General features: G+C 63.6%; 22 protein-coding genes. 17 read left to right on the top strand and 5 right to left on the bottom strand.

Annotated elements, in window-relative coordinates; genetic code table 11:
* Nucleotides 1–8: 8 nt before the first annotated feature.
* Nucleotides 9–968, top strand: a complete 960-nt coding sequence (locus tag C7440_RS13820) for a VOC family protein (RefSeq protein WP_116518969.1) — start codon at nucleotides 9–11, stop codon at nucleotides 966–968.
* A gap of 494 nt (nucleotides 969–1,462) precedes the next feature.
* Here the strand turns inward: C7440_RS13820 and C7440_RS13815 are convergent, their stop codons facing one another.
* The 4 genes from C7440_RS13815 to map form a co-directional block, all read right to left on the bottom strand.
* Nucleotides 1,463–2,623, bottom strand: a complete 1,161-nt coding sequence (locus tag C7440_RS13815) for a porin (protein ID WP_116518968.1) — start codon at nucleotides 2,621–2,623, stop codon at nucleotides 1,463–1,465.
* 510 nt (nucleotides 2,624–3,133) lie between these two features.
* Nucleotides 3,134–3,631 (bottom strand): disulfide bond formation protein B, encoded by a 498-nt coding sequence (locus tag C7440_RS13810; RefSeq protein WP_116518967.1) that lies wholly within the window; start codon nucleotides 3,629–3,631, stop codon nucleotides 3,134–3,136.
* Nucleotides 3,632–3,861: 230 nt separating this feature from the next.
* The gene (locus C7440_RS13805; protein ID WP_116518966.1) at nucleotides 3,862–6,435 is read right to left on the bottom strand and encodes a [protein-PII] uridylyltransferase; all 2,574 of its coding nucleotides are present in this window, start codon (nucleotides 6,433–6,435) and stop codon (nucleotides 3,862–3,864) included.
* A 46-nt stretch (nucleotides 6,436–6,481) separates the two neighbouring features.
* Nucleotides 6,482–7,288, bottom strand: a complete 807-nt coding sequence (map, locus tag C7440_RS13800) for a type I methionyl aminopeptidase (RefSeq protein WP_116518965.1) — start codon at nucleotides 7,286–7,288, stop codon at nucleotides 6,482–6,484.
* 323 nt (nucleotides 7,289–7,611) lie between these two features.
* On the opposite strand from map, the gene rpsB reads away from it, so the two are divergent.
* The 16 genes from rpsB to C7440_RS13720 all read left to right on the top strand — a co-directional run bounded on the left by rpsB (nucleotide 7,612) and on the right by C7440_RS13720 (nucleotide 23,349).
* The gene (gene rpsB / locus C7440_RS13795; protein ID WP_026067727.1) at nucleotides 7,612–8,367 is read left to right on the top strand and encodes a 30S ribosomal protein S2; all 756 of its coding nucleotides are present in this window, start codon (nucleotides 7,612–7,614) and stop codon (nucleotides 8,365–8,367) included.
* A 211-nt stretch (nucleotides 8,368–8,578) separates the two neighbouring features.
* Complete coding sequence (gene tsf / locus C7440_RS13790; RefSeq protein ID WP_026067728.1) at nucleotides 8,579–9,454, top strand: translation elongation factor Ts; 876 nt, start codon at nucleotides 8,579–8,581, stop codon at nucleotides 9,452–9,454.
* A gap of 174 nt (nucleotides 9,455–9,628) precedes the next feature.
* Nucleotides 9,629–10,345 (top strand): UMP kinase, encoded by a 717-nt coding sequence (gene pyrH, locus C7440_RS13785; RefSeq protein WP_026067729.1) that lies wholly within the window; start codon nucleotides 9,629–9,631, stop codon nucleotides 10,343–10,345.
* Nucleotides 10,346–10,358: 13 nt separating this feature from the next.
* The gene (frr, locus tag C7440_RS13780) at nucleotides 10,359–10,919 is read left to right on the top strand and encodes a ribosome recycling factor (protein WP_017523418.1); all 561 of its coding nucleotides are present in this window, start codon (nucleotides 10,359–10,361) and stop codon (nucleotides 10,917–10,919) included.
* A 46-nt stretch (nucleotides 10,920–10,965) separates the two neighbouring features.
* Nucleotides 10,966–11,727: a polyprenyl diphosphate synthase gene (gene uppS, locus C7440_RS13775; RefSeq protein WP_017523419.1), complete on the top strand. Its 762-nt coding sequence runs from the start codon at nucleotides 10,966–10,968 to the stop codon at nucleotides 11,725–11,727.
* Between the two features lie 30 nt (nucleotides 11,728–11,757).
* Entirely contained in the window at nucleotides 11,758–12,621 is an 864-nt protein-coding gene (locus tag C7440_RS13770; protein WP_017523420.1) for a phosphatidate cytidylyltransferase, read from the top strand.
* On the top strand, nucleotides 12,618–13,811 hold the full coding sequence (locus tag C7440_RS13765; protein WP_116518964.1) for a 1-deoxy-D-xylulose-5-phosphate reductoisomerase: 1,194 nt from the start codon (nucleotides 12,618–12,620) through the stop codon (nucleotides 13,809–13,811). The genes C7440_RS13770 and C7440_RS13765 overlap by 4 nt, the downstream gene beginning before the upstream one ends.
* A gap of 21 nt (nucleotides 13,812–13,832) precedes the next feature.
* Nucleotides 13,833–15,164, top strand: a complete 1,332-nt coding sequence (rseP, locus tag C7440_RS13760; protein WP_116518963.1) for an RIP metalloprotease RseP — start codon at nucleotides 13,833–13,835, stop codon at nucleotides 15,162–15,164.
* 105 nt (nucleotides 15,165–15,269) lie between these two features.
* Nucleotides 15,270–17,615 carry an outer membrane protein assembly factor BamA gene (gene bamA / locus C7440_RS13755; RefSeq protein ID WP_116518962.1) on the top strand — a complete coding sequence of 782 codons (2,346 nt, stop codon included), beginning with the start codon at nucleotides 15,270–15,272 and terminating at the stop codon, nucleotides 17,613–17,615.
* A gap of 65 nt (nucleotides 17,616–17,680) precedes the next feature.
* Nucleotides 17,681–18,256, top strand: coding sequence for an OmpH/Skp family outer membrane protein (locus tag C7440_RS13750; protein WP_026067730.1), 576 nt, complete (start codon nucleotides 17,681–17,683; stop codon nucleotides 18,254–18,256).
* A 6-nt stretch (nucleotides 18,257–18,262) separates the two neighbouring features.
* Complete coding sequence (lpxD, locus tag C7440_RS13745) at nucleotides 18,263–19,354, top strand: UDP-3-O-(3-hydroxymyristoyl)glucosamine N-acyltransferase (RefSeq protein WP_026067731.1); 1,092 nt, start codon at nucleotides 18,263–18,265, stop codon at nucleotides 19,352–19,354.
* Nucleotides 19,355–19,396: 42 nt separating this feature from the next.
* A complete protein-coding gene (gene fabZ, locus C7440_RS13740; protein ID WP_017523426.1) occupies nucleotides 19,397–19,849 on the top strand; it encodes a 3-hydroxyacyl-ACP dehydratase FabZ in 453 nt (150 codons plus the stop codon).
* Entirely contained in the window at nucleotides 19,849–20,643 is a 795-nt protein-coding gene (gene lpxA, locus C7440_RS13735) for an acyl-ACP--UDP-N-acetylglucosamine O-acyltransferase (RefSeq protein ID WP_017523427.1), read from the top strand. The genes fabZ and lpxA overlap by 1 nt, the downstream gene beginning before the upstream one ends.
* Nucleotides 20,640–21,818, top strand: a complete 1,179-nt coding sequence (gene lpxB / locus C7440_RS13730; RefSeq protein WP_116518961.1) for a lipid-A-disaccharide synthase — start codon at nucleotides 20,640–20,642, stop codon at nucleotides 21,816–21,818. Before lpxA ends, lpxB begins: the two co-directional genes overlap by 4 nt.
* Nucleotides 21,819–21,871: 53 nt before the next feature.
* Nucleotides 21,872–22,543 carry a ribonuclease HII gene (gene rnhB, locus C7440_RS13725; protein ID WP_116518960.1) on the top strand — a complete coding sequence of 224 codons (672 nt, stop codon included), beginning with the start codon at nucleotides 21,872–21,874 and terminating at the stop codon, nucleotides 22,541–22,543.
* A 35-nt stretch (nucleotides 22,544–22,578) separates the two neighbouring features.
* Nucleotides 22,579–23,349 carry a TrmH family RNA methyltransferase gene (locus tag C7440_RS13720; protein ID WP_116518959.1) on the top strand — a complete coding sequence of 257 codons (771 nt, stop codon included), beginning with the start codon at nucleotides 22,579–22,581 and terminating at the stop codon, nucleotides 23,347–23,349.
* Nucleotides 23,350–23,376: 27 nt separating this feature from the next.
* Here the strand turns inward: C7440_RS13720 and C7440_RS13715 are convergent, their stop codons facing one another.
* A complete protein-coding gene (locus C7440_RS13715; RefSeq protein ID WP_017523431.1) occupies nucleotides 23,377–24,042 on the bottom strand; it encodes a cysteine hydrolase family protein in 666 nt (221 codons plus the stop codon).
* Nucleotides 24,043–24,101: the final 59 nt, after the last annotated feature.

Below are 24,101 nucleotides of genomic sequence, written 5' to 3'. Positions count from 1 at the left end.
AGCAGTCAATGGATGTAATGGGTATAGACGAAATCACCTACGGGGCCGATGATTTCGACACATGCAAGCGGTTCTTCGCCGACTGGGGGCTTGAGCTCGTCTCCGAGCAGCCAGGCAAACTCGTCTTTTCCACGCTCAACGGCTGTCTGGTCAACCTCATCAAGACCGACGCGCCGGGCTATCCCGCGCCCATCGAGGCCGGTCCGACCCTGCGCGAAGTGGTGTGGGGCGTATCCGACGCCCAGGTGCTCGAGCGCATCGCCCAGCGCCTGGCCGGTGAAAAGGGCTTCGAGAACACCGGCGAGCGCGTGTCCTGCATCGATCCCGGCGGCATGCTGGTGGGCTTCCAGGTCAGCCGCAAGAAAGACATCACCATCGATTGCGGCCAGATGAACACCTGGAACGAAAAGCCGCGCCGCAACGCGCGCAGCCCCATCTACGAAAGGGCCCAGCCCATCGAGGTGGGCCACGTGGTGTTCTTCGTAAGCGACCTGCAGCAGATGGAAGACTTCTACGTGCAGAAGATCGGCTTTGCGCCTTCCGACCGCTATCCCGGCCGCGGCGTGTTCCTGCGCTGCGACGAAGACGGCGGGCACCACGACCTGTTCCTGCTGCAGACGCCCGACAAGAAGGTCGGCCTGAACCACGTCGCCTTTGCCGTGCGCGACATCCACGAGGTGTTCGGCGGCGGCCTGCACATCGACCGCTGCGGCTGGAAGACCCAGCTGGGCCCCGGCCGGCACCCGATTTCGTCCGCCTATTTCTGGTATTTTCAGAATCCGGCGGGCGGGCTCATCGAATACTACGCCGACGAAGACCAGCTCGACAAAGACTGGATTCCCCGCGAATTCGAACCGGGCCCCACCCGTTTTGCCGAGTGGGCGGTCGATGGCGGCCTGGATGGCACCACGCGCCGCCAGAAAGAAGCCGAAAGCCCCGACGGCAAGTTCCTGACCGACAGGAAGTAGGGCGCCCGGCCGCGTGCACCGGCCTACCGGCAGGTGCGCCGGGCCGATCCTCGCGGAGCCCGCCGCGCGGGCTTCAGGCTGTTAAATGGATATGCCTAAAAGGCTGCAACTCTTCCAGGGTTGCAGCCTTTTTTCATGCCTCTTCCTGGCTGCGTTTGGTTCAGGCGCTGGATCTTGCCGGGGATTTCATCTTGTGTACCGATCCCACGCGTCGACCATGCGGTCCCATGAAGGGCGGGAAGGGCTGGAACGGCTGAAAGTACTGGAGGGCCTGGTAGCCGGAGCGGGTCGGCAAGATCTGGTAACGAAGCAAGACGAGCAGGCCGGTCCGGAAAACAGACGAAAAAAATCGGGTAGGCCAAAAGGCCGACCCGACTAAAGTCAAATCAAATCAAATCTACGGATTACTACTGGTACTGCAAATCTGCCGGTTTGCCACCGGAAGGGTTGCAAGCAACCTTTCCGGTGGTTTACGGCATTGCTTCTATACGAGATTAGAAGCTGTGGCGCAGGCCGGCCATGACGGCGGTCTGGTTGTCGCCAGCATTGGGGTTGGCGCCAGCCGTGCCGCCAGCGGCGGACAGGTTGGACAGACCCTTGTTGCGGATGTAGGAAGCCGAAGCGTAGACAGCGGTACGCTTGGAGAGCGAGTAGGTGGCGCGGGCAACGTAGTACCAGGCCTTGGAACTCGTGTCGGCATCCTTGTAGTTGATGTAGTTGACCGAGCCGTCGAGGGTGACAGCGGGGCTGACTTGGTAGGAGGCGGCCAGGGACCACAGGTCGCTACGCTCGCCCAGGCGCGAACCAACGGGAGGCACAACGCCGGTGTAGGGCTGCGTGTTGATGCCGACGTCGTTCTTGCGGTTCAAGTACAGCAGGCTGACCTTGAGGGCGTCGAACTTGACATAGCCGTTGACGGTCCAGCGGCGGTCTTTGTCGTCTTTGCCCAGGGCCTGGAAGTTGGCTTGAGTGTCCGAGCCAGTGATGACGTCGTACGCACCGGCGACACCCCAGTTGGCGGCATCGTAGCCCAGCATGAACGAGTAGGCTTGGCAGGCCGATTGATCAGCGAACTCAAGACCGCAGTTGGCGCCGCCAGGGCCGCCAGCTGCCGAATTGTCACGGCCGCGAGCGTAGGCTGCGCCGAACTTGACGCCGCTGAAGTTGCCCATGTACGTGATGGCGTTGTCCATGCGGGTGTTGGGGATGTAGCTATCCAACGAGCCCAGGCCGTAGGCGTTGGGGCCCATGATGTCGGCGCCCAGCATGCCGCGCATCAGCATGTTGTCCTGACGACCGAAGGCGATCTGGCCCCAGTCGCCGGCCAGGCCGACGAAGGCTTGGCGACTGTACAGACGGCCACCTTGGCCGGATTGGCCGGTGCCGGCGTTGAAGCCCGACTCAAGGGTGAAGACAGCCTTCAGGCCGTTGCCCAGATCTTCGGTGCCGCGCAGGCCCCAGCGGGAGGGAACGGATTGCGTCAGGTTGGTGAAGTGGAAGGAGCTGTTGGTGCCACCAGCGCCGTCGGCGATGTTGTTGACGTACTCGACGGCGGTATCGACGATACCGTACAGCGTGACGCTGGTCGAGCTTTGTGCGCTAGCCATCATGGGGAATGCCAGGGCAACGCCCAGTGCGAGTGCTTTTAACTTCATTGGTTTTTCTCCAACGTTGATGAAAAAAATGCTTCTAACCCGTTTGAACTTCATGCAAAACAAACAACGATGTATCTATTAGTGCATGTTCGATTCGAACTGTAAATTGTGTAAACCACACTTATAACCGCAGTTGCCTGGAAGACTTCTGCAACGACTGGTTCGGTTTAGTGAATCCCCGTAGTAGCTGTTATAAGAATGATCTAGCGTTTACTACTGTATGACCGCTTTTTATTGGATTCGAGTTTATATATCGCCTATATGAGCGACGATAAGGGTTAACCCTTTTTGGCCTGTATAGGGGTGAAAAAACCACGAAACGTTGGTAATTAACAACGAATACTGTGTCCAGGGTGTTGTTTTTTTGTCGGTTCTCGTAGCAATGGACACGAAAGCGCAAGCAAAAGCCACAAGTACATTTTCTTGTAATTATTTGCCTGTCCAGCCCCGCAAAACCGCCCCGGCAGCCCTATTCGACGACAAGCCGGCCGTTCGGCCCGTCACGCGCTTTTAGTGACGGCGGCCGAGGGTGGCCGCCGCGCCCAGCACCGCCAGCACCACGAAAAGAGCCAGGCTCCACAGCGAGTATTCGACGCCCAGCAGATCGACCCGCGCGTCCATGCAGGTGGCGTAGATGCCGAAGATCCAGGGCAGGCCGGCGTCCAGGCCCGACTGCACCATGAAGCGATCGGCAAAGGTCTGCGCGCAAGAGAACATCTGTGCGGCCACATCGTATTGATACCAGGCCGCCAAGACGCCGCCCACAGCCAGCAGCGCGGCGCAGGCCGCGGCCGCTCGGGCGAGAGCGGGGCGCATGCGTCCCAGCGAAAGCCCCAGCCAGCAGACCAGCGCGATCCCTATATATATAAGGCGCTGGAACACGCACCAGGCGCAAGGCGCCATATCGAACACATGCTGCGATATCAGCGCAATGCCGACGGCCGCCAGGCAGAGCAGGGCAATGACGTGCAGCAGACGGCGGGTAAGGGCGGGTGAATGGAGGCTCATAGGTGGTGGAGGCGATGGGGAGTTATGGGAGGCGCGGACGCGTTTTGCTGCTGTATTGTAGCGGCCCGACGCAGCGGATTTCACTGTGAAGAAGCCGTTTTGCGCAGCGGGCGGGCGCCCGAGGGCGCGGCGTGACGCGGCGGGGACGGGGGCTTTCTCGAGACAATGTGCGATTTGAAAGTCTGCGGTGCGTCGGCAATGCAGAGCGGTGGCGGGCGTCTTCGGCTGGTTCAGCCCGCCTCGTCCAGGCTGGCCAGCAGGCTGCGCTCGAACTGCAACTGGCTGCGGGGCTGGCCCAGAACCTGGCCTTCAACGATGAAGACGTCTTCGACGCGATCGCCCAAGGTCAGGATCTTGGCCATGTTCAGGTCGATGCCATGCCGGGCGAATACCTGGGCCAGGCTGTACAGCAGGCCGGGACGGTCGGCCGCGATCAGCGACAGGCGCCACGAGGTGCCGCTTTCGTCCGGCTGCAGTTCTATATTGGGTACGATGGGAAATACGCGTGCGCGGCGCGAGCGGCGCCGGCCGTAGCCCCCGGTGGAACGCCGGGCCTCGGGCGGGCGGGCCAGGCGTTCGGCTAGCTCGTGTTCCACCAGGTTGGCCCACGAGCGAAAATCGCGGTCGTTGCCCGGCAGCAGCACAATGAAGCTGTCCAGGGCCCAGCCGTGCCGGGTGGTGTGGATGCGGGCTTCTTGCACACCCAGGGCGCGCTGGTCGAGATAGCCGCAGATGTCCACGAAAAGATCGCTGCGGTCGGGCGAATAGACCATGATCTGCAAGCCCTCGTTCTGTCCCACCACGCGTGCCTTCACGACAGGCTCCGGCGAGTCGACGCGGTAGTACAGGTGGCGGGTGTGCCAGGCGATCTCGGAAGCTTCGTGTCGCAGGAAGTAGGCGACGTCGAGCTGGTTCCAGAACTGGTCGCGGCTTTCGTCGCGCAGGCCCAGTCGGCGCACTTCGGCGCTGGCTTCTTCACGGCGCAGGGCCAGCACGGTGCCGCGATCGGGCTGGGCCCCGCCCAGCGCCGCCAATGTCAGGCGGTAAAGGTCTTCAAGCAGCTTGCCTTTCCATGCGTTCCACACCTTGGGGCTGGTGCCGCGTATGTCTGCCACGGTCAGCAGGTACAGGGCGGTCAGGTGGCGCTCGTCTCTGACACGGCGGGCAAATTCGTGGATGACGCCGGGATCGGTCAGGTCGCGCTTTTGCGCGAACTTCGACATGGTCAGGTGCTCGCGCACCAGGAACTCGACCAGCTCGCTGTCTTCGGGGCCGATCTGGTGGTTGGCGCAGAAGCGCCGCGCGTCGCGGGCGCCCAGCTCGGAATGGTCGCCGCCGCGCCCCTTGGCGATGTCGTGGTACAGCGCCGCCACGTACAGCAGCCAATGCCGGTCAAGCTCGGCGATCAGCTGGCTGGCCAGGGGATATTCCTGGGCATGCTCGGGCATGGTGAAGCGGCGCAGGTTGCGGATGACCATCAGCGTGTGCTGATCGACCGTGTAGGCATGGAAGAGGTCATGCTGCATCTGGCCGACGATGCGGCGAAACTCGGGCAGGTAGCGCGGCAGAATGTTCAGCATGGTCATGCGGCGCAGGGCGTGCACGATGCCGCGCGGCTGCTGCAGAATCTGCATGAAGGTGTAGCGGTTTACCGGATTGGCCCGAAACTGGGCGTCGATGCGCTTGCGCGAATGCCACATGGCGCGCATTATCTGCGCCGACAAGCCGGTAAGCTCGGGGTTTTGCTGCATGACCAAAAATGCGCGCAGCAGCAGGGTGGGCTTGCGCTCGAATTCGTCGGCGCGGCGCACGTCCAGCCGGTTGTGTACCTGGCAAAAATCGTCGTCCAGAACCTTGTGCGAGCTTGCGGGCACCGGAAACAGCCGCTCTTCGAAGGCTTGCATCAATATGGTGGTCAGCTGGCTGACCACCCGCGCCGCCCAGTAGTAGCGCTGCATCAGCAGTTCGCTGGGCCGGCGCGTTTTGGTGGCTTCGAAGCCGTAGGTGGCCGCCAGCGCGGGCTGCAGGTCGAACAGCACGCGGTCTTCGCGCCGGCCCGCCAGCAGATGAAGCTCGATGCGCAGGCGCTTGAAGGCCAGTTCGGCCCGGCGCAGCGCGCGGTGCTCGGCCGGCGTCAGCATGCCGCTGGCGGCGATTTCCTTCCAGGTGTTGCCCACGCCGGCGGCCTGGGCGATCCAGCGCAGGGTCAGCAGGTCGCGCAGGCCGCCGGGGGCTTCCTTGCAGTTGGGTTCCAGCGCGTAGGGGGTGTCCTGGTGGCGGGCGTGCCGCTGCACCATCTCGGCTCGCTTGGCCTGAAAAAAGGTTTGCGCATCCTGGCGCCTTTGCATGGTTTGCGCCAGCTGGCGCACCAGCGGCTTGCTGCCGGCGATCCAGCGCAGCTCCATCAGGGCGGTTTCTATGGTGATGTCATGCGCCGCCTCGCGCCGGCAGTCGGCGATCGAGCGTACGCTGTGGCCCAGGTCCAGGCCCAGATTCCACAGCGCCGCAATCAATTTCTCGATGCGTGTCTTGTCATCGGCGCCGGGCTCGTTGCCAAGCAGAATCAGGACGTCGATGTCGGAATAAGGGTAGAGCTCGCCCCGGCCGTAGCCGCCCACGGCCGCCAGCGCCGCGCCCTCGGGCAGCGGATGCTGCTTGAGGGTGTCGCGCACGGCCTGGTCGGCGATGCGGCGCAGGGCCGCAAGCAGGATGTCGGGCCGCAGATGCTTGCGATAGCTTTCGATCGCTTCGGCCCGCCGCTGGTCGAAGCGCTGGCGCAGCGGCGACGGAGAGGGAGAGTCCATGGCGAGCGTCCGGGTCGGGGGGCGGCCCTGGCGGGGCCGCGAGCTTCTAGGCGGCCTGGACGAAGGCGGGTGCCGCCGGCATGCCGGGCGACACGGTAAGCACTTCGTAGCCGGTGTCGGTGACCAGCACGCTGTGCTCCCATTGCGCCGACAGGCTGTGGTCGCGGGTGACGACCGTCCAGCCATCGGCCAGCTGCCTGATCTCTTTGCGGCCGGCGTTGATCATGGGCTCGATGGTGAAGATCATGCCGGGCTCGAGGCGCACGCCCGTGCCGGGCTTGCCGTAGTGCAACACCTGGGGGTCTTGGTGGAACTTGCGCCCGACCCCGTGGCCGCAGTATTCGCGCACCACCGAGAAGCCCTGCTTTTCGGCGTGCTTCTGGATGGCCGAGCCGATGTCGCCCAGGGTTGCGCCCGGGCGCACCTGCTCGATGCCCAGCCACATGCAGTCGTAGGTGGTATCGACCAGGCGCCGCGCAAGAATGGAGGGTTCGCCCACGTAGTACATGCGGCTTGTGTCGCCGAACCAGCCGTCTTTGATGACGGTGACGTCTATGTTCATGATGTCGCCGTTTTTAAGCACCTTGTCGCCCGGGATGCCATGGCAGATGACATGGTTGATGGAGGTGCAGATGGAGCCCGGAAAGGGCGGGTAGCCCGGGGGCGCATAGCCGACGGTGGCCGACTTGACGTCGAGCGTATTGGTGATGAAGTCCATGCACAGGCGGTCGAGCTCGCCGGTGGTGACGCCCGCGCGCACGTGGGGTTCGAGGAAATCAAGGGCCTGGGCGGCCGCCTGGCAGGCGGCGCGCATCTTGTCGAGGTCTGTGGGGTCTGTTACGAGGTTGCTCATGTCAACTTGAACTGTATAACTTAAAGATAGTAGAATTATAGGCTTTCTTTAAATAGCGCTTTAGAGGCGCTGTGACAAATAGCGCTTTTAAGCGCTATGGAAAGAAAAAACCGAAAGAAATATATTTGCCCTTGTGGCAAAAAACCTATTTGCCATTGTGGCAAAAATCGCGTGCGCGGCGATGCACATATTGCCTTTATATATTGCACATATATAAAGGCAGGTGTGAAAAACAGGGTGTTTGAAAAGGCATTTGGGCAACAACGGTTGCCGGCGTTTTCGAATGCAGGCCCGCGTACAAGACCCAACCCTCGGAGAAAATTATGTCCTTGATGCGAGATATGCTCGAAGCCGGTGTGCACTTTGGCCACCAGACCCGTTACTGGAACCCCAAGATGGCCCCGTTCATCTTCGGTCATCGTAACAAAATCCACATCATCAATCTTGAGCAGACCGTCGGCAAGTACGTCGAGGCCGCCAAGTTCCTGCGCCAGACCGCTGCCCGCGGCGGCACCGTCCTGTTCGTCGGCACCAAGCGCGCCGCTCGCGAACTCGTCGCCCAGGAAGCCGCCCGCTGCGGCATGCCTTATGTCGACAGCCGCTGGCTGGGCGGCATGATGACCAACTTCAAGACGGTCAAGAGCTCGGTCAAGCGCCTCAAGGAAATGGAAGCTCAGCAGGCCGAAGGCGCCACCGAGCACATGACCAAGAAAGAAGCCCTGATGTTCGAACGCGAGCTCGACAAGCTCAACAAGTCCATCGGCGGCATCAAGGACATGAACACGCTGCCCGACGTCCTGTTCGTCATTGACGTGGGCTACCACAAGATCGCCGTCGCCGAGGCTCGCGCCCTGGGCATCCCCGTCGTGGCCGTGGTCGACACCAACCACTCGCCCGAAGGCATCGACTACGTCATTCCCGGCAACGACGACTCGGGCAAGGCCATCGCGCTGTACGCCAAGGGCATGGCCGACGCCGTGCTCGAGGGCCGTGAACAGGCCCTGAACGGCCTGGTCGAGGAAATCGCCGAAGGCGACGACGAGTTCGTCGAAGTTCAGGACGAAGGCGAGGCCCAGTAAGGCCCTCCGGGCGAAGCCTTCGCCCGTCAGCGGCGCCGTCCCGGCGTCGGTGCCTGTTCCGGCACGCGGCGCGGCGGCCCGCCGGCTTTTCGCGGCACGAATGCGGCGCCAGCGCTTCGCTGGCACACCGCCCAACGCAAGGCCGCCCGTTTGATTCGTCCGCCCCCGCCCCGGCCCAGGCCGGGGTCCGTTTCAAGAACTGGAGAATACTGTGGCTCAAATTACCGCATCGATGGTCAAAGAACTGCGCGAAAAGACCGACGCGCCCATGATGGAATGCAAGAAGGCCCTGACCGAAGCCGACGGCGACATGGCTCGCGCCGAAGAGCTGCTGCGCGTCAAGCTGGGTAGCAAGGCCAGCAAGGCCGCCAGCCGCGTCACCGCCGAAGGCCTGGTCGGCCTGTACGTATCCGGCGACGCCAAGAAGGGCGCCGTTGTTGAAGTCAATTGCGAAACCGACTTCGTCGCCAAGAACGACGACTTCGTCAAGTTCGTCTCCGACATCGCGCAGCTCGTCGCCGACAAGAATCCCGCCGACGTCGCCGCGCTGTCCGAACTGCCTTTTGCCGAAGGCACGGTCGAAAGCACGCGCTCGGCCCTGGTCGGCAAAATCGGCGAAAACATCTCCATTCGCCGCTTCGAGCGCTTTGAAACCGCCAAGCAGCTCTCCAGCTATGTGCACGGTGGCCGCATCGGCGTGCTGGTCGAGTTCGACGGCTCCGAAGAAGTGGGCAAGGACCTGGCCATGCACATCGCCGCCACCAAGCCCCGCGCGCTCGATGCTCAGGGCGTCCCCGCCGAGCTGATCGAAGCCGAGCGCTCGGTCGCCGCGCAAAAGGCCGCCGAGTCGGGCAAGCCCGCAGAGATCGTCGCCAAGATGGTCGAAGGCTCCGTGCAGAAGTTCCTCAAGGAAGTCACGCTGCTGTCGCAACCCTTTGTTAAAAATGACAAGCAAAGCGTCGAGCAGATGCTGAAAGAAAAGAGCGCTTCCATCCAGCGCTTCAGCATCTTCGTCGTCGGCGAGGGCATCGAGAAGAAGTCCGAAGACTTCGCCGCCGAAGTGGCTGCCGCCGCCGGCAATTCCTGATCCCTGCTGGTCAGAAGCACGGGCAGGCGTTCATAATATGCGCCGCCCGTGCAAACGCGCCCGGGCGGCGTTGTTGCGTCCGCCGGCCGCGTTGCCGAATGTTGCGCCTGGCTGCACCGGTTGGGCCAATCTGGCATACACTTTCGTTGCAACGTCTTCTCGGGATTGCCATTCATGACCACCAGATCATACAAACGCGTTCTTCTCAAACTTTCCGGCGAGGCCCTGATGGGGGAAGACGCATTTGGGATCAACCGCAGCACAATCCTTCGCATGACCGAAGAGATCGCCGAGGTCTCCACCCTGGGCGTTGAGCTGGCCATCGTGATCGGCGGCGGCAACATCTTCCGGGGGGTCGCTCCCGGTGCGCAGGGCATGGACCGCGCCACGGCCGACTACATGGGCATGATGGCCACCGTCATGAACGCGCTGGCGCTGCAAGACGCCCTCAAGCACCGCGGCATCGACACCCGCGTGCAGTCGGCCCTGAATCTCGACCAGGTCGTCGAGCCCTACATCCGGCCCAAGGCCTTGCGCTACCTCGAAGAGGGCAAGGTCGTGGTTTTTGCGGCCGGCACCGGCAACCCGTTTTTCACCACCGATACCGCGGCCGCGCTGCGAGGCGCGGAAATCGGCGCAGAAATCGTCCTGAAGGCCACCAAGGTCGACGGCATCTACACGGCCGACCCCAACAAAGACCCTTCAGCAACACGCTACGCCCGCATCAGCTTTGACGAAGTGATCGTGCGCCGACTCGAAGTCATGGACGCCACGGCTTTTGCCCTGTGCCGCGACCAAAAGCTGCCGATCAAGGTGTTTTCCATCAACAAGCCGGGCGCACTGCGGCGCGTGGTGCTTGGCGAAGACGAAGGCACCCTGGTGCACGTTTGATAAAGGAAAAGAAATGAGCACATCCGAGGTCAGGAAATCCGCCGAAGATCGCATGGCGAAAAGCCTGGACACACTCAAGACCAATCTGGCCAAGATCCGCACCGGCCGCGCGCATGCCGGCATCCTCGACCATGTGCAGGTCGAATACTACGGCTCGCCGGTTCCCGTCGGGCAGGTGGCCAACGTCAATGTGATCGACGCGCGCACGCTTAGCGTGCAGCCCTACGAAAAACCCATGGTCGCTCTTATCGAGAAGGCCATACGCGACTCCGACCTGGGCTTGAATCCGGTCTCGATGGGCGACAACATCCGTGTGCCCATGCCGGCCCTTACCGAAGAACGGCGCCGCGACCTCACCAAGGTGGTGCGCAGCGAGGGCGAAGACACCAAGGTGGCTGTGCGCAACGTGCGCCGCGATGCCAACGACGGCCTCAAGAAGCTTGTCAAGGACAAGGAAATCTCCGAGGACGACGAGCGCCGCACCCAGGACGACGTGCAGAAGCTCACCGACAAGTTCGTGGGCGAGATCGACAAGCTCGTCGCGCAGAAAGAAGCCGAGATCATGACGGTCTAGGGCCTTCTTCGGCACACCACATAGCTGCAGCGCGGATTCATCGCCCATGTTCACGAGTTCCACCGTCTCCATCCCTGAAAGCTCCGAGGTGCCCGCGCACCTTGCCATCATCATGGATGGAAACGGGCGCTGGGCCACAAGCCGGCTGCTGCCGCGCGCGGCGGGGCATGCCCGCGGCGTGCAGGCCGTGCGGCGCGTGGTCGAGGCCTGCGGGCGGCGGGGCGTCAAGTACCTGACTCTTTTCGCCTTCAGTTCTGAAAACTGGCGCCGTCCCCAGGAAGAAGTCTCGTTGCTCATGCGCCTGTTCGTGCAGACGCTCGAGAAGGAAGTCGTCAAGCTCGAGAAGCAGGGCGTCAGGCTGCGCGTGGTGGGCGACCTGTCGGCCTTCGAGCCGCACCTGCGCGAGCTGATCAAGGCCGCCGAGGCGCGCACCCGGCACAACGACGCGCTGCACCTTACCGTTGCGGCCAACTACGGTGGGCGCTGGGACATCCTGCAGGCCATGCGCAGCCTGCTGCATGACCGCCCCGATCTGGCGCAAGACCCCCAGGCCCTTACTGAACAAGAGCTTTCACGGCGGCTTTCGATGTCGTGGGCGCCCGAGCCCGACCTATTCATCCGCACCGGCGGCGAACAGCGCATCTCCAATTTTCTCGTCTGGCAACTCGCCTATACTGAACTTTATTTCACCGACGATTTCTGGCCCGATTTCGGCGCCAAGCAGATCGATGCCGCATTCAAGTGGTACCGCACGCGAGAACGCCGTTTCGGACGTACCAGCGCGCAGCTTGCCGAACAGTCCAAGTAAAGCCCTTCCACCCTTAAAGGAGTCCCTGCCATGCTGGCACAACGCGTGATCACGGCAGTCGTGCTCCTTGTGATCCTGCTGGGCTCGCTGGTCGTGGCCCATGCCGGGCCCCTGGTGCTGCTTCTCGTCGTCGCGGCATCCTGCGCGCTCTGGGAGTGGCTGCGCCTTACCGTCAGCCCCGGCGCCGGAAACATCGCCGTCATCATCGCGGCGGTGCTGGGCGTGGTCATGGTCTTTTGCGGCATGGGCTGGGTCCAGGGCGGCTCCATGGCGGGCTGGCCGGCCGTGGTGGCCCAGATCAGCAACAAGTGGCTCACGCCGCTGGTCGTGCTGGTGTGGATCGTGGCGGGCACCGCTCTGGTGGTGCAGGGCCGCACCGATGCGCCCGCGCCCAACGCGGGGCTGCGCATCTTCGGCATCTTCGCGGTATGGGCGGCCTGGGCGGCGCTGGTGCAGTTCTACCTGGCGTATGGCGCCTGGTTCCTGGTTTCGTTGCTGGCGCTCATCTGGTGCGCCGACATTGGCGCCTATTTCGCCGGCAAGGCGCTGGGCAGGCGCAAGCTGGCGCCTCGGGTCAGCCCTGGAAAAACCTGGGAAGGCGCCATTGCCGGGGTGTTGGCGGCGGTGGTGTGGGTGGCCGTTTCCAGCTTCTGGCCCGGCAGCTTCGGCGCCGTCCTGGCGCAAAAATGGTCTTTGGGCGGCGCGCTGATCCTGACCGCCTTCCTGGCTGCGCTTTCCATCGTAGGCGACCTGTTCGAGTCCTTGCTCAAGCGCCGGGCCGGGCGCAAGGACTCCAGCGCCTTGCTGCCGGGCCATGGCGGCGTCTATGACCGCATCGACGCCTTGCTGCCCGTGGCGCCCACTGCATTATTGCTCTTGAGTATCGGTGCATGAATCCCCAACGCCTTTGCATACTTGGTTCCACCGGCTCCATCGGCCGAAGTACGCTGGATGTCGTGTCGCGCCATGCCGACAGCATCCAGGTGCATGCCCTTACAGCCCATAGCCGCATGAGCCTCCTGGCCGAGCAGGCATTGGCCTGCGGAGCGCGCGTGGTTGCCGTTCCCGACGAGAAGGCCCGCGAGCGCTTTCTGCAAGCCTGGCCCCAGGGCCGGCCGGCGCCGCAAGTACGCGTGGGCCCGGCCGCACTCGAAGAGTGCGCGGCCGACACCGAAGTCGACACCGTCATGGCGGCCATCGTCGGCGCTGCGGGCCTTCCGGCCGCGCTGGCCGCCGCCCGGGCGGGCAAGCGCGTGCTGCTGGCCAACAAAGAGGCTCTGGTGGCGGCCGGCGGCTTGTTCATGGCGGCTGTGCGCGACAACGGCGCCGAACTCCTGCCTATCGACAGCGAACACAACGCCATCTTCCAATGCATGCCGCAGGGCGGCCGCGCCGGCGCACCGGCCGCGCCCGCCAAGGGGGTGCGGCGCTTGCTGCTGACCGCTTCGGGCGGTCCGTTTCGCACCGCGGCGCTCGAGAGCCTCGAGGGCGTGACCCCCGATCAGGCCTGTGCCCACCCCAACTGGAGCATGGGCCGCAAGATCTCCGTCGATTCGGCCACCATGCTGAACAAGGGCCTCGAGGTCATCGAGGCGCACTGGCTGTTTGCCATGCCCCTGCAGCGCATACAGGTGGTCATCCACCCCCAGAGCATGATTCATTCCATGGTCGAGTACGAAGACGGCTCCATCCTGGCCCAGCTGGGCCAGCCCGACATGCGCACCCCCATCGCCTATGGCCTTGGGTTTCCCGACCGCATCGACAGCGGGGTGGGGCCGCTCGACCTGGCGGCAATAGGCCGGCTCGACTTCGAGCCGCCCGATCTCAGGCGTTTTCCCTGCCTGCGGCTTTCCTTCCAGGCGCTCGAGGCCGGGCAAGAGGCCTGCATCGCCCTGAACGCCGCCAACGAGGTGGCCGTCGACCACTTCCTCAGCAGCCGCATTCCCTTCACGGGCATTGCCCGCGTCATCGAGCAATGCCTGGAAGCCATGGCGGGCAGGACCCGCACGGCCCTCGATACGCTCGACGAGGTCCTTGAACTGGACGGCAGCGCCAGGCGGCAAGCACTTCAATTCTGTAAATAATCGAGGCGCAACCGGAACATCATGTTTTTTACCTTGCTCGCTTTCATCGTCGCGCTGGGACTGCTCATTACCTTCCACGAGCTGGGCCATTACTGGGTGGCGCGGCGCTGCGGGGTCAAGGTGCTGCGTTTTTCGGTGGGCTTTGGCCGGGTGCTGGTGCGCCGCTTCGACCGCCATGGCACCGAATGGGCCCTGTCGGCCATTCCCCTGGGCGGCTATGTCAAGATGCTGGACGACCCGCAACGTTCCGACGGCGGCGACGCACGACAGGCCTTCAATCAGCAGCCGGTGGGCAAGCGCTTTGCCATCGTGGCGGCCGGCCCCCTGGCCAACCTGCTGCTTGCCGCCGTGCTGTACGCGGCGCTGGGGCTTGTGGGAATGCAAGAGCCGGCCGCCATCCTGGCCGCACCCGCCGCCGGCACGCCGGCCGCCCAGGCCGGCCTGCTCGAGGGCGACCGCATCGTCGAAGTCAACGGCGAGGCGGTTCGTTCCTGGGGCGAGGCCCGCTGGGGGCTGCTCGACGCGCTTACCTCCGGCGGCACGGTGTCGCTGCAAGTGGAAGGCGAGGGGGGTGCCGCCCGCCAGCATGCCCTGGAGCTGAAAGCCGCGAGCATAGAGCCCGACAATGCCGACCTGATGGCCGACGCGGGCCTGGCGCTGGCCACGCCCCGGCCCATGGTGCGAGAGGTGGTGGCAGGCGGCGCCGGTGAACAGGCCGGCCTGCGCGACGGCGACGTGATCATCGCGGCCGGCCCGCTAAGCGAGCCCTCGGCGGCCGAACTCGTCGAGTACATCCAGTCTCACGCGGGCCAGGCCATGGCGCTGACGGTGCTGCGAAACGACGCGCCCGTGCGCGTCCAGCTGGTGCCCCGGGCGGAAACCGATGCCTCGGGCGAGCAGGTGGGGCGCATCGGCGTGATGCTGGGCGCCGATTTTCCCATGGTGACGGTGCGTTACGGTCCGTTTGAAAGCGTTTGGCGGGGTGTCGCACGCACCGCGGATACGGTATGGTTTTCGCTGAAGATGATGGGCCGCATGGTGACGGGCGATGTATCGGTGCGCAATATCAGTGGCCCCGTCACCATTGCCGATTATGCCGGCCAGTCCGCCCGCATCGGCCTGGCTGCCTACATCGGCTTCCTGGCCCTGATCAGTGTTAGTATCGGCGTGTTGAACCTGTTGCCCATTCCCATGCTCGACGGCGGCCATCTCATGTATTACATCATCGAGATGCTGCGCGGCAAGCCCTTGCCCGACGCCTGGCTTGAAACCGGCCAGCGCGTGGGCCTCGGGCTGCTCGCCGCCCTAATGGGGTTGGCGTTCTTTAACGATTTTTCCCGCCTTTTCGGCTAGTGTTTCAGGCAATTAATTTTGCATGCACGAACCAATCTAACAGCACACCAGGCGGGTTCTGCCTTACAATCATTCCCCAATTTGATCTACTAAGGATCCATCAGGATGTCGTTTCGCCGGAAAACCAAATTTACCCAGCGCGCCTTGCCCCTGATCCTGGCGGCCTGGCTGGCCCCGGGCCTTGCCAGCGCGTTCACACCCTTTGTCGTGCAAGACATCCGGGTCAACGGCATCCAGCGGGTCGACGCCGGCGCGGTCTTCAGCTATCTGCCCGTCAAGGTGGGTGATCAGTTCACTGAAGAGCAGGCCAGCGAGGCCGTGCAAAGGCTTTATGCAACGGGCTTTTTCAGTGACGTCACCATCGACACCGAGGGCAATGTGCTGGTGGTCAACGTCAAAGAGCGGCCCACCATCGCCTCGGTCAGCTTCAACGGCATGCGCGAGTTCGACGCCGAGGCCCTGAACAAGTCGCTCAGCGCCGTGGGCTTCGGGCCCGGCCGGGTGTTCGACCAGGCCATGCTCGAGCGCGCCGAGTTCGAGCTCAAGCAGCAGTACCTGGCCAAAGGCAAGTACGGGGTCGAGATCAACCCCATCATCACGCCGCTGCCGCGCAACCGGGTGGGCATCAGCTTCGACATCTTCGAGGGCGAACTGGCCAAGATCAGCGAGATCAACTTCGTGGGCAACGAAGATTTCTCGTCCGGCACGCTGCGCGACGAGCTCGAGCTCACCACTTCGGGCTTCATGACCTGGTACACGGGCACCGACAAGTACTCGCGCGAGAAGCTCGAGGGCGACGTCGAGCGCATCCGCTCCTTCTACCTTGACCGCGGCTACCTCGAGTTCTCGTCCGAGCAGCCCCAGGTGGCGATCTCGCCCAACCGCGAAGACATCTTCGTTACCTTCACCATCCACGAAGGCGAGCCGTATACCTTGCGCAGCGTCAAGCTGGCCGGCGAACTGCTGGGCCTCGACGAAGAAATCGGCAAGCTCATCCAGGTGAAAGAGGGCGAAACCTTTTCGGCCGCCAAAACCAACGAAACGGCCAAGGCCATCACCGACTACCTGGGCAGCCTGGGCTACGCCTTTGCCAACGTCAATCCCAACCCGGTGCTCGACCGCGACGCGCACGAGGCCGACCTTACCTTTTATGTCGATCCGGGCCGGCGCGTGTACGTGAACCGCATCCAGATCGGCGGCAACACCCGCACACGCGACGAGGTCATCCGGCGCGAAATGCGGCAGATGGAGGCGTCGTGGTACGACTCCACCAACATCAAGATGTCGCGCGACCGCATCGACCGCCTGGGCTACTTCAACGAGGTCAATGTAACGACCGAGCCGGTGCCCGGTTCTCCCGACCAGATCGACGTCAACGTCGACGTAAAGGAAAAGCCCACGGGCATGATCAACCTGGGCGTGGGCTACGGCTCGACCGACAAGGTGATCCTGTCGGCCGGCATCAGCCAGGACAACATCTTCGGCAGCGGCAACAGCCTGTCGTTGCAGGTCAACACCAGCAAGACCAATCGCTCGGCCGTCATTGCGCATACCGACCCGTACTGGACCAACGACGGCATCAGCAAGACCACTTCGCTGTACTACCGCCGCACCACGCCTTACGAGACCAGCAGCGACTACTACGAGTACCAGGGCGACTACCGGGTGACCGCCATCGGCGCCGGGCTGAACTTCGGCGTGCCCATTTCCGAATACGACCGGATCTTCACCGGGGTCAGCTTCGAGCGCAACACGCTCGATCTGTACAACCCGCCGCAGGCCTATAAAGACTACGTGGACGAATACGGCCGCACCACCAACTCCGTCATCTTCAACGTGGGCTGGTCCAAAGACACCCGCGACAGCGCCCTGGCGCCCAACAAGGGCAGCTATACCCGCCTGTCGGCCGACGTCTCCACCATGGGCCTCAAGTACTACATGCTGCATGCGCAGCAGCAGTACTACCTGCCGCTGGGCCGCAGCTTCACGCTGGCCTTCAACGGCACGGTCGACTGGGGCAAGACATACGGCGGCAAGGCCTTCCCGGTCATCAAGAACGTCTATGCCGGCGGCATAGGCACGGTGCGGGGCTACGAGGGCGCCTCGCTGGGTCCGCGCGACACCATCACCGGCGACTACCTGGGCGGCGCGCGACGCATCGTGGGCAACGTGCAGTTGTACCTGCCGTTCCCGGGTGCCTCCCGCGACCGTACCTTGCGCTGGTTCGTGTTCGCCGACGCGGGCCAGGTTTCCGCCGGAAGCGGCATGTCCTGCATGGACGGCTTCAATCATTCAGTGCAAGACCCGTGCGGCTGGCGCTACTCGGCGGGCGTCGGCCTGTCGTGGCAATCGCCCATGGGGCCGCTTGAACTTTCCTTCGGCCGCGCGCTCAATGCACGTGAAGGCGACGACAAGCAGGCCTTCCAGTTCCAGATCGGAACCGGTTTCTAATGTCATGAATTTAATGGCACAATAAGCTTTTTATTCTTTCTGCTCCTTCGCAAGGTAGATTTTTCATGAAGTCTGAATTCACATTGAAACTTTCCGCTGTGGGCGGCGCCTTGCGCCGCCGTATCGGACAAGGCAACCGCGCGTTGGTGCTGGCGGCTGCGTTGGGTGCAGTGTCGGTCGTCAGCGTCCCGGCCGTCCAGGCCCAGACGCAAGCCACAAAAATCGGTTTTGTCAGTACAGAACGCATCCTGCGCGACTCCAAGCCGGCCAAGGCGGCCCAGGCCAAGATCGAATCCGAGTTCAAGCGCCGCGATGACGAACTGCAAAGCATGGCCAACAACCTGCGCAACCAGGCGCAAAAGTTCGACAAAGACGCACCCGTGCTGTCCGAGTCCGAGCGCATCAAGCGCCAGCGCCAGCTTGCCGATCTCGATTCCGACCTGCAGCGCAAGCGCCGCGAATTCCAGGAAGACTTCAACCGCCGCCGCAACGAAGAGTTCTCGGCCATAGTTGAAAAAGCCGACGCCGCAATCAAGAAGATCGCCGAACAGCAGGGTTACGACCTCATCATCCAGGATGCCGTCACTGTCAGCCCCCGCGTCGACATCACCGACCAGGTCATGCAGGCCCTGGGTGGTTAAGCGCAAATGCCGGTACTGTTAGCGCCCGAACAGGCGCCTACGTTGCCCGGGCTATTGCAGGCAGCCAACCCTACCGGCCTGGACAGCAGCATCGTCGAATCAGACGAGCCCATGCCCCGCATACGGGGACTGGGCTCTTTGCTTAGTGCGGGCCCGTCCGAGATCAGTTTTCTTGCGAATCCCCGCCTGCAGGGCCAGCTGGCGCAATGCCGCGCCGCGGCCGTCATTCTTACCCCTGAAACCTGGCAGTCGCTCAAGGCAGACCGGCCGCCGTTCCGGGTGGTGCTGTGCAGCCAGCCCTACCTCATGTATGCCTTGCTGGCCCAATGGTTTGACCGCCACCGCATCCAGAACCTGGCCAAGGGCATACACCCCAGCGCTGTCATCGCCGCGTCGGCGCAGGTCGCGCCCGACGCCAGTATCGGGCCCAATTGCGTCATCGAAGACGGCGCGCGCGTCGGGCCGGGCACACGCCTGGGGCCGGGCTGCATCATCGGCGCCGGCTCGTCCGTCGGGGCCGACGGCCTGCTGCACGCCGGCGTAACGCTTTACCACGGCGTGCACCTGGGCGACCGGGTCATTGTGCACAGCGGCGCGGTGCTGGGTGCCGACGGCTTCGGTTTTGCCCCGTATCCGGGCAGCGAGCCGGGCGCCTGGGCTAAAATCGCTCAACTGGGCGGGGTCCAGGTAGGCAACGACGTCGAGATCGGCGCCAACACCACCATCGACCGCGGCGCCCTCGAAGACACCGTCATCGGCAACGGGGTCAAGCTCGACAACCAGATCATGGTGGCGCACAACGTGCGCATAGGCGACCACACCGCCATGGCGGCCTGCGTCGGCATCGCCGGCTCCACGGTCATCGGCGCCCGCTGCACCATAGGCGGCGCCGCCATGCTTTCCGGCCACATCGTCCTGGGCGACGACGTGCACGTCTCGGGGGGCACGGCCATCACCGCCAACGTCGAAAAGCCCGGGCGCTACACCGGGGTATACCCGTTCGACGAGCACGTCGGCTGGCAGCGCAACGCAGCGGTGCTGGGGCAGCTTTCGCAATTGCGCAAGCGCCTGCGCGCCCTTGAAAAACACGACAAGTAACTGACGGCGCATGTGCGAATGACGCCGGTAGGATAGAAACGAATGAAACTCGACATCAAGGAAATCATGACCCGCCTGCCGCATCGATACCCGATGCTGCTGATCGACAGGGTCCTTGAAATGGAGCCGGGCAAACGCATCGTGGCCATCAAGAACGTGTCCATGAACGAGCCTTTCTTCGAAGGCCATTTTCCGCATCACCCCGTAATGCCGGGCGTGCTCATCATCGAGGCCATGGCGCAGGCGGCGGCCCTGTTTTCCTTCGAGGGCGATTCCACCGTCAATCCGGCCGACCGCAAGATTGCCTACTATCTGGTCGGCGTCGACGGGGCGCGCTTCCGCAAGCCGGTGGTGCCGGGCGACCAGCTGCGGCTCGAGGTCTCGGCCGACCGCCTGAGCCGCACCATGTGCAAGTACAGCGCATGCGCTACGGTAGACGGCCAGGAAGTGGCCGCAGCCAAGCTCATGTGCGCCATACGCGCCCTGGAGGACTGATGGCCGGGCGCATCCATCCCACCGCCATTGTGGCGCCCGAGGCCGAGCTGGCCGACGATGTCACGGTGGGCGCCTACAGTATCGTGGGGCCTGGCGTGCGCATCGGGGCAGGCAGCCAGGTGGGGCCTCATTGCATCATAGACGGGCAGACCACCATCGGCCGCGACAACGTCTTTTACCGCTTTTGCTCTATCGGCGGCATGCCGCAAGATAAGAAGTACAAGGGCGAGCCCACCCGACTCGAGATCGGCGACGGCAACATGGTGCGCGAGTACGTCACCATCAATACGGGCACGGCGCAAGACGTGGGTGTAACCCGCGTGGGCGACGACAACTGGATCATGGCCTACGTGCACATTGCGCACGATTGCCAGATAGCCAGCCACACGGTCATTGCCAACAGCGTGCAGCTGGCCGGCCATATCCATATCGACGACTGGGCCATATTGGGCGGTTCTTCGGCCGTGCACCAGTTCGTGCGCATCGGCGCGCATTGCATGATAGGCGGCACCAGTTCCATACGGCAAGACATCCCGCCCTATGTCATCGGCGCGGGCGACCCCTTCAGGCCGGTCGGCATCAACAGCGAAGGGCTCAGCCGGCGCGGCTACACGCCCGAAACCGTTTCCGCGCTCAAAGAGGCATACAAGATCCTCTACCGCCGCAACCTCAAGGTCGAAGAGGCGGCGCAGCAGATCGCGGCACTGCAGGCCCAGCGCAGCGAAGCAAGCGACGCGCTGCAGGTGCTGGTCGATTTCCTCAACGCCTCTACACGGGGCATAGCCCGCGCATGAGCCCGCGCGTTGCCATGGTGGCCGGCGAGCCTTCCGGCGACCTGCTGGCCGCCCGCGTCATGCGCGGCATCGCCGACCTGGCTCCGCAGGGCCGGTGCGAGGGCATAGGCGGTCCGGCCATGGCCGAGCAGGGGCTCGATACCTGGCATCCCATGCACGCCCTGACCGTCTTCGGCTATGTCGATGCGCTCAAGCGCCTGCCGGGCCTGCTGCGCACCTATGGCGACGTCAAGCGCCGCTGGCTGCAGGACCGGCCCGACGTGTTCGTCGGCATCGACGCGCCCGATTTCAACCTTAGGCTCGAGCTGCAGCTAAGGCAGGCCGGCATCCCCACCGTGCATTTCGTGGGGCCTTCGATCTGGGCCTGGCGCTATGAGCGCATCCACAAGATACGCGCTGCCGTATCCCACATGCTGGTGCTGTTTCCGTTTGAAGAAGCCATCTACCAGAAAGAAGGTGTGCCCGTCACCTATGTGGGGCATCCGTTGGCGCAGGTCATTCCCATGCGGCCCGACCGCGAGGGCGTACGGGCAAAGCTGGCGCTGGGCGCGGGCGAACGCGTGCTGGCCCTGATGCCGGGCAGCCGCGCATCGGAAATAAAGCTGCTGGCGCCGCGTTTTCTGCAGGCGGCGGGACTGCTGCTCAAGCAGGATCCCAGCCTGCGCATCCTGGTGCCCATGGTCAATGCCCAGCGGCGCGCCGAGTTCGAGGTCTGGCTGCGGCAATACCCCGTGGCCAACCTGACCGTGCTCGACCAGGCCCTGTCGCCCTCCAGGCCGGCGGCCTGGGACGCGCTCGAGGCGGCGGATGCCGTGCTGGTGGCCAGCGGCACGGCCACGCTCGAGGCGGCGCTGTTCAAGCGCCCCATGGTGATTTCCTATGTGCTGTCCTCGGCCATGCGCCGCATCATGGCATGGAAGTCGGGCCAGTCGCGGCCGCTGGTTCCCTGGGTGGGCTTGCCCAATGTGCTGCTGAACGATTTTGCCGTGCCCGAACTGCTGCAAGAAGACGCGACGCCCGAAAAGCTGGCCGAAGCCACCTGGAAGGCCTTGTCCGACACCGCCTATGCGCGGCGCACCGCGGAGCGCTTCGAGGCCATGCACCAGACCCTGCTGCGCGACACGCCGGGCCTGGCGGCCCGCGCCATATTGCGCGAGGCGGGCCATGAAGTATGATCGACGGCATGCCTCGAACGTATCGGGGCTGCGCACGTTTCATGAGACCCAACATGACGCAGGCTGATCTTTTCGGCCAGATGCCGGCCCTGCTGCATCTGGCAGGCATCGATGAAGCGGGTAGGGGGCCCCTGGCGGGGCCGGTCTATGCCGCCGCCGTCATACTCGATCCCGACCGCCCCGTGGCAGGCCTGGACGACTCCAAGAAGCTCAGCGCCGAACGCCGCGAAGAACTGGCCCTGCTCATCCGGGAAAGAGCCCTGGCGTGGTGCGTGGCCAGTTCCAGCGTGCAAGAGATAGACAGCCTGAACATCCTGCAGGCCACCATGCTGGCCATGCGCCGCGCATGCGCCGGCCTGGCCATCAAGCCCGTGCAGGCCCTGGTGGACGGCAACCTCGTGCCCAAGGGCCTGGTGTGTTCGGCCCAGGCCGTCGTGCAGGGCGATGCGCTCGTGCCCGCCATATCGGCCGCTTCCATCCTGGCCAAGACGGCCCGCGATGCCGATTGCCTGCAGCTTCATCAGCAGTATCCCCAATATGAGTTCGACCGCCACAAGGGCTATGGCACCGTCGTGCATCTTGAAATGCTCAGGCTGCACGGCCCATGCCCGGCGCACCGGCGCAGTTTCGCCCCCGTGCGCGAGTGGCTGGCTCGCGCGCAAGCGCACGATACGCCCGCTCCCATGCGGGCGGTGCTCGAAGCCTATCGGCTGGCGCGGGGCTAGGCCATGAGGCGCGTCGGCCTTCCCGCGAGTGCTCGATGAAGCACATCAGCTCGCGCGACAATCCCCAGTACAAGCAGCTCGTCCGCCTGGCCGGGGGCCGGCGAGGCGAGCAGATCGTGCTTGAAGGCGTGCATCTGTGCCAAGAGTGGCTCAGGCACCGGGGCCTGCCCGCTTTCGCCCTGTTCGATCTGCAGCGCCTCGAGCGCGACCCGGAACTGGCCGCGCTGGCCGCCGCGCTGCCTTCCGGCATTGCCGTCAGCTGCGAAACGACCCTGGCGCGCAGGCTGTCGCAGGTACAGGAAAGCCAGGGCGTCTACTTCGCCGCCCAGGCGCCGCAAGAGCCTTTGCCAGAGCTTATTACCGGAACCAGCCTGTGGCTGGACCGCGTGCAAGACCCCGGCAACATGGGCACCTTGCTGCGCACCGCCGCGGCGGCCGGAATAGGGCAGGCCTTTCTTTCGCCCGGCTGCGCAGGCGCCTGGTCGCCCAAGGTGCTGCGCAGCGCGCAGGGGGCCCATTTTGCGATGCGCCTGTACGAGAACGCCGACCTGGCCGCCTTGCACGCCCGCCTGCGTGTGCCGCTGCTAGCCACGGCGCTGGACGATGCACAGTCTTTGTACGAGCAACCCCTGCCGCGCGAATGCGCCTGGCTGATGGGCAATGAAGGGCAGGGCGTTGGGTCGGACCTGCAGCGCTTGGCTGATCGCCGCGTCTTTATTCCGCAGGCTGCAGGTGTGGAATCGCTGAACGTTGCAGCTGCGGCGGCTATTTGCTTGTTTGAGCATCGGCGGCAGCTCTTGGTGTGATCGGAATAATCGAGGCTGCCGACTGCTTCATGAAAGGCGGTTGATGATATCGTGTGTGCCCAGCACATCACCGAAATAAAGCATCCAGGCCTGCAATGAGAATTCGTGCTCTTGAGGTGAAAAAGCCGACAGCGCGTCGTGAACCATAATAGTCCGATAATTCAACATCATGGCGTTGCGGCCTGTTGACTCGCAACAAACATTGGTGCTGGTACCACCGATTAACACATTTTTGATGCCTTTTTTCTGCAACACGTCGTGCAGGTTGGACGAGTCGGTGGCCAGAGCACTGTAGTACTTCTTGATAACCCGAGTGTCTGCTTCGGCTGCGTCGACTTCTGCTGCCAACTGAAATCCAGAGTGCTGGGCCGACAATTGTTCAAGCCGTTTTTGGCTTAGTTCAGGCTTGAGCAAATCATGTTGAAAATGAGCCCAGAAGGTATCTGCTGAGTCAGAGCAGGTTTGAATCCAGATGACATGCCCGCCGGCGTTTCGAAGCGCATTGGCCAGGCGATTGACGGCGGGAAAGGTGGCACGCGCCGCCTTGCATTCCCCCATATAGCCGGGTTGAGTGAAAAAATTCTGCAGGTCGATGACGACGAACGCGGTTTCTGCGGGCTTAAGGGCTTTGTAGGGGTGCAGGGCGCCCTGCCGTGCAATGACTCGTTCTGTGACCCAGGTTGGGAATTCCATAAATGCCTCCTTGGCGACCCTTGTATTGTCTGAGTAGTGAAGCACCGGCCATGTCGGGC

Origin of the sequence: Pusillimonas noertemannii (genome assembly GCF_003096595.1) — a bacterium.
In the GTDB taxonomy this organism is placed as follows: domain Bacteria; phylum Pseudomonadota; class Gammaproteobacteria; order Burkholderiales; family Burkholderiaceae_B; genus Pusillimonas; species Pusillimonas noertemannii.
This window is presented reverse-complemented; position numbering and strand designations above follow the sequence as displayed.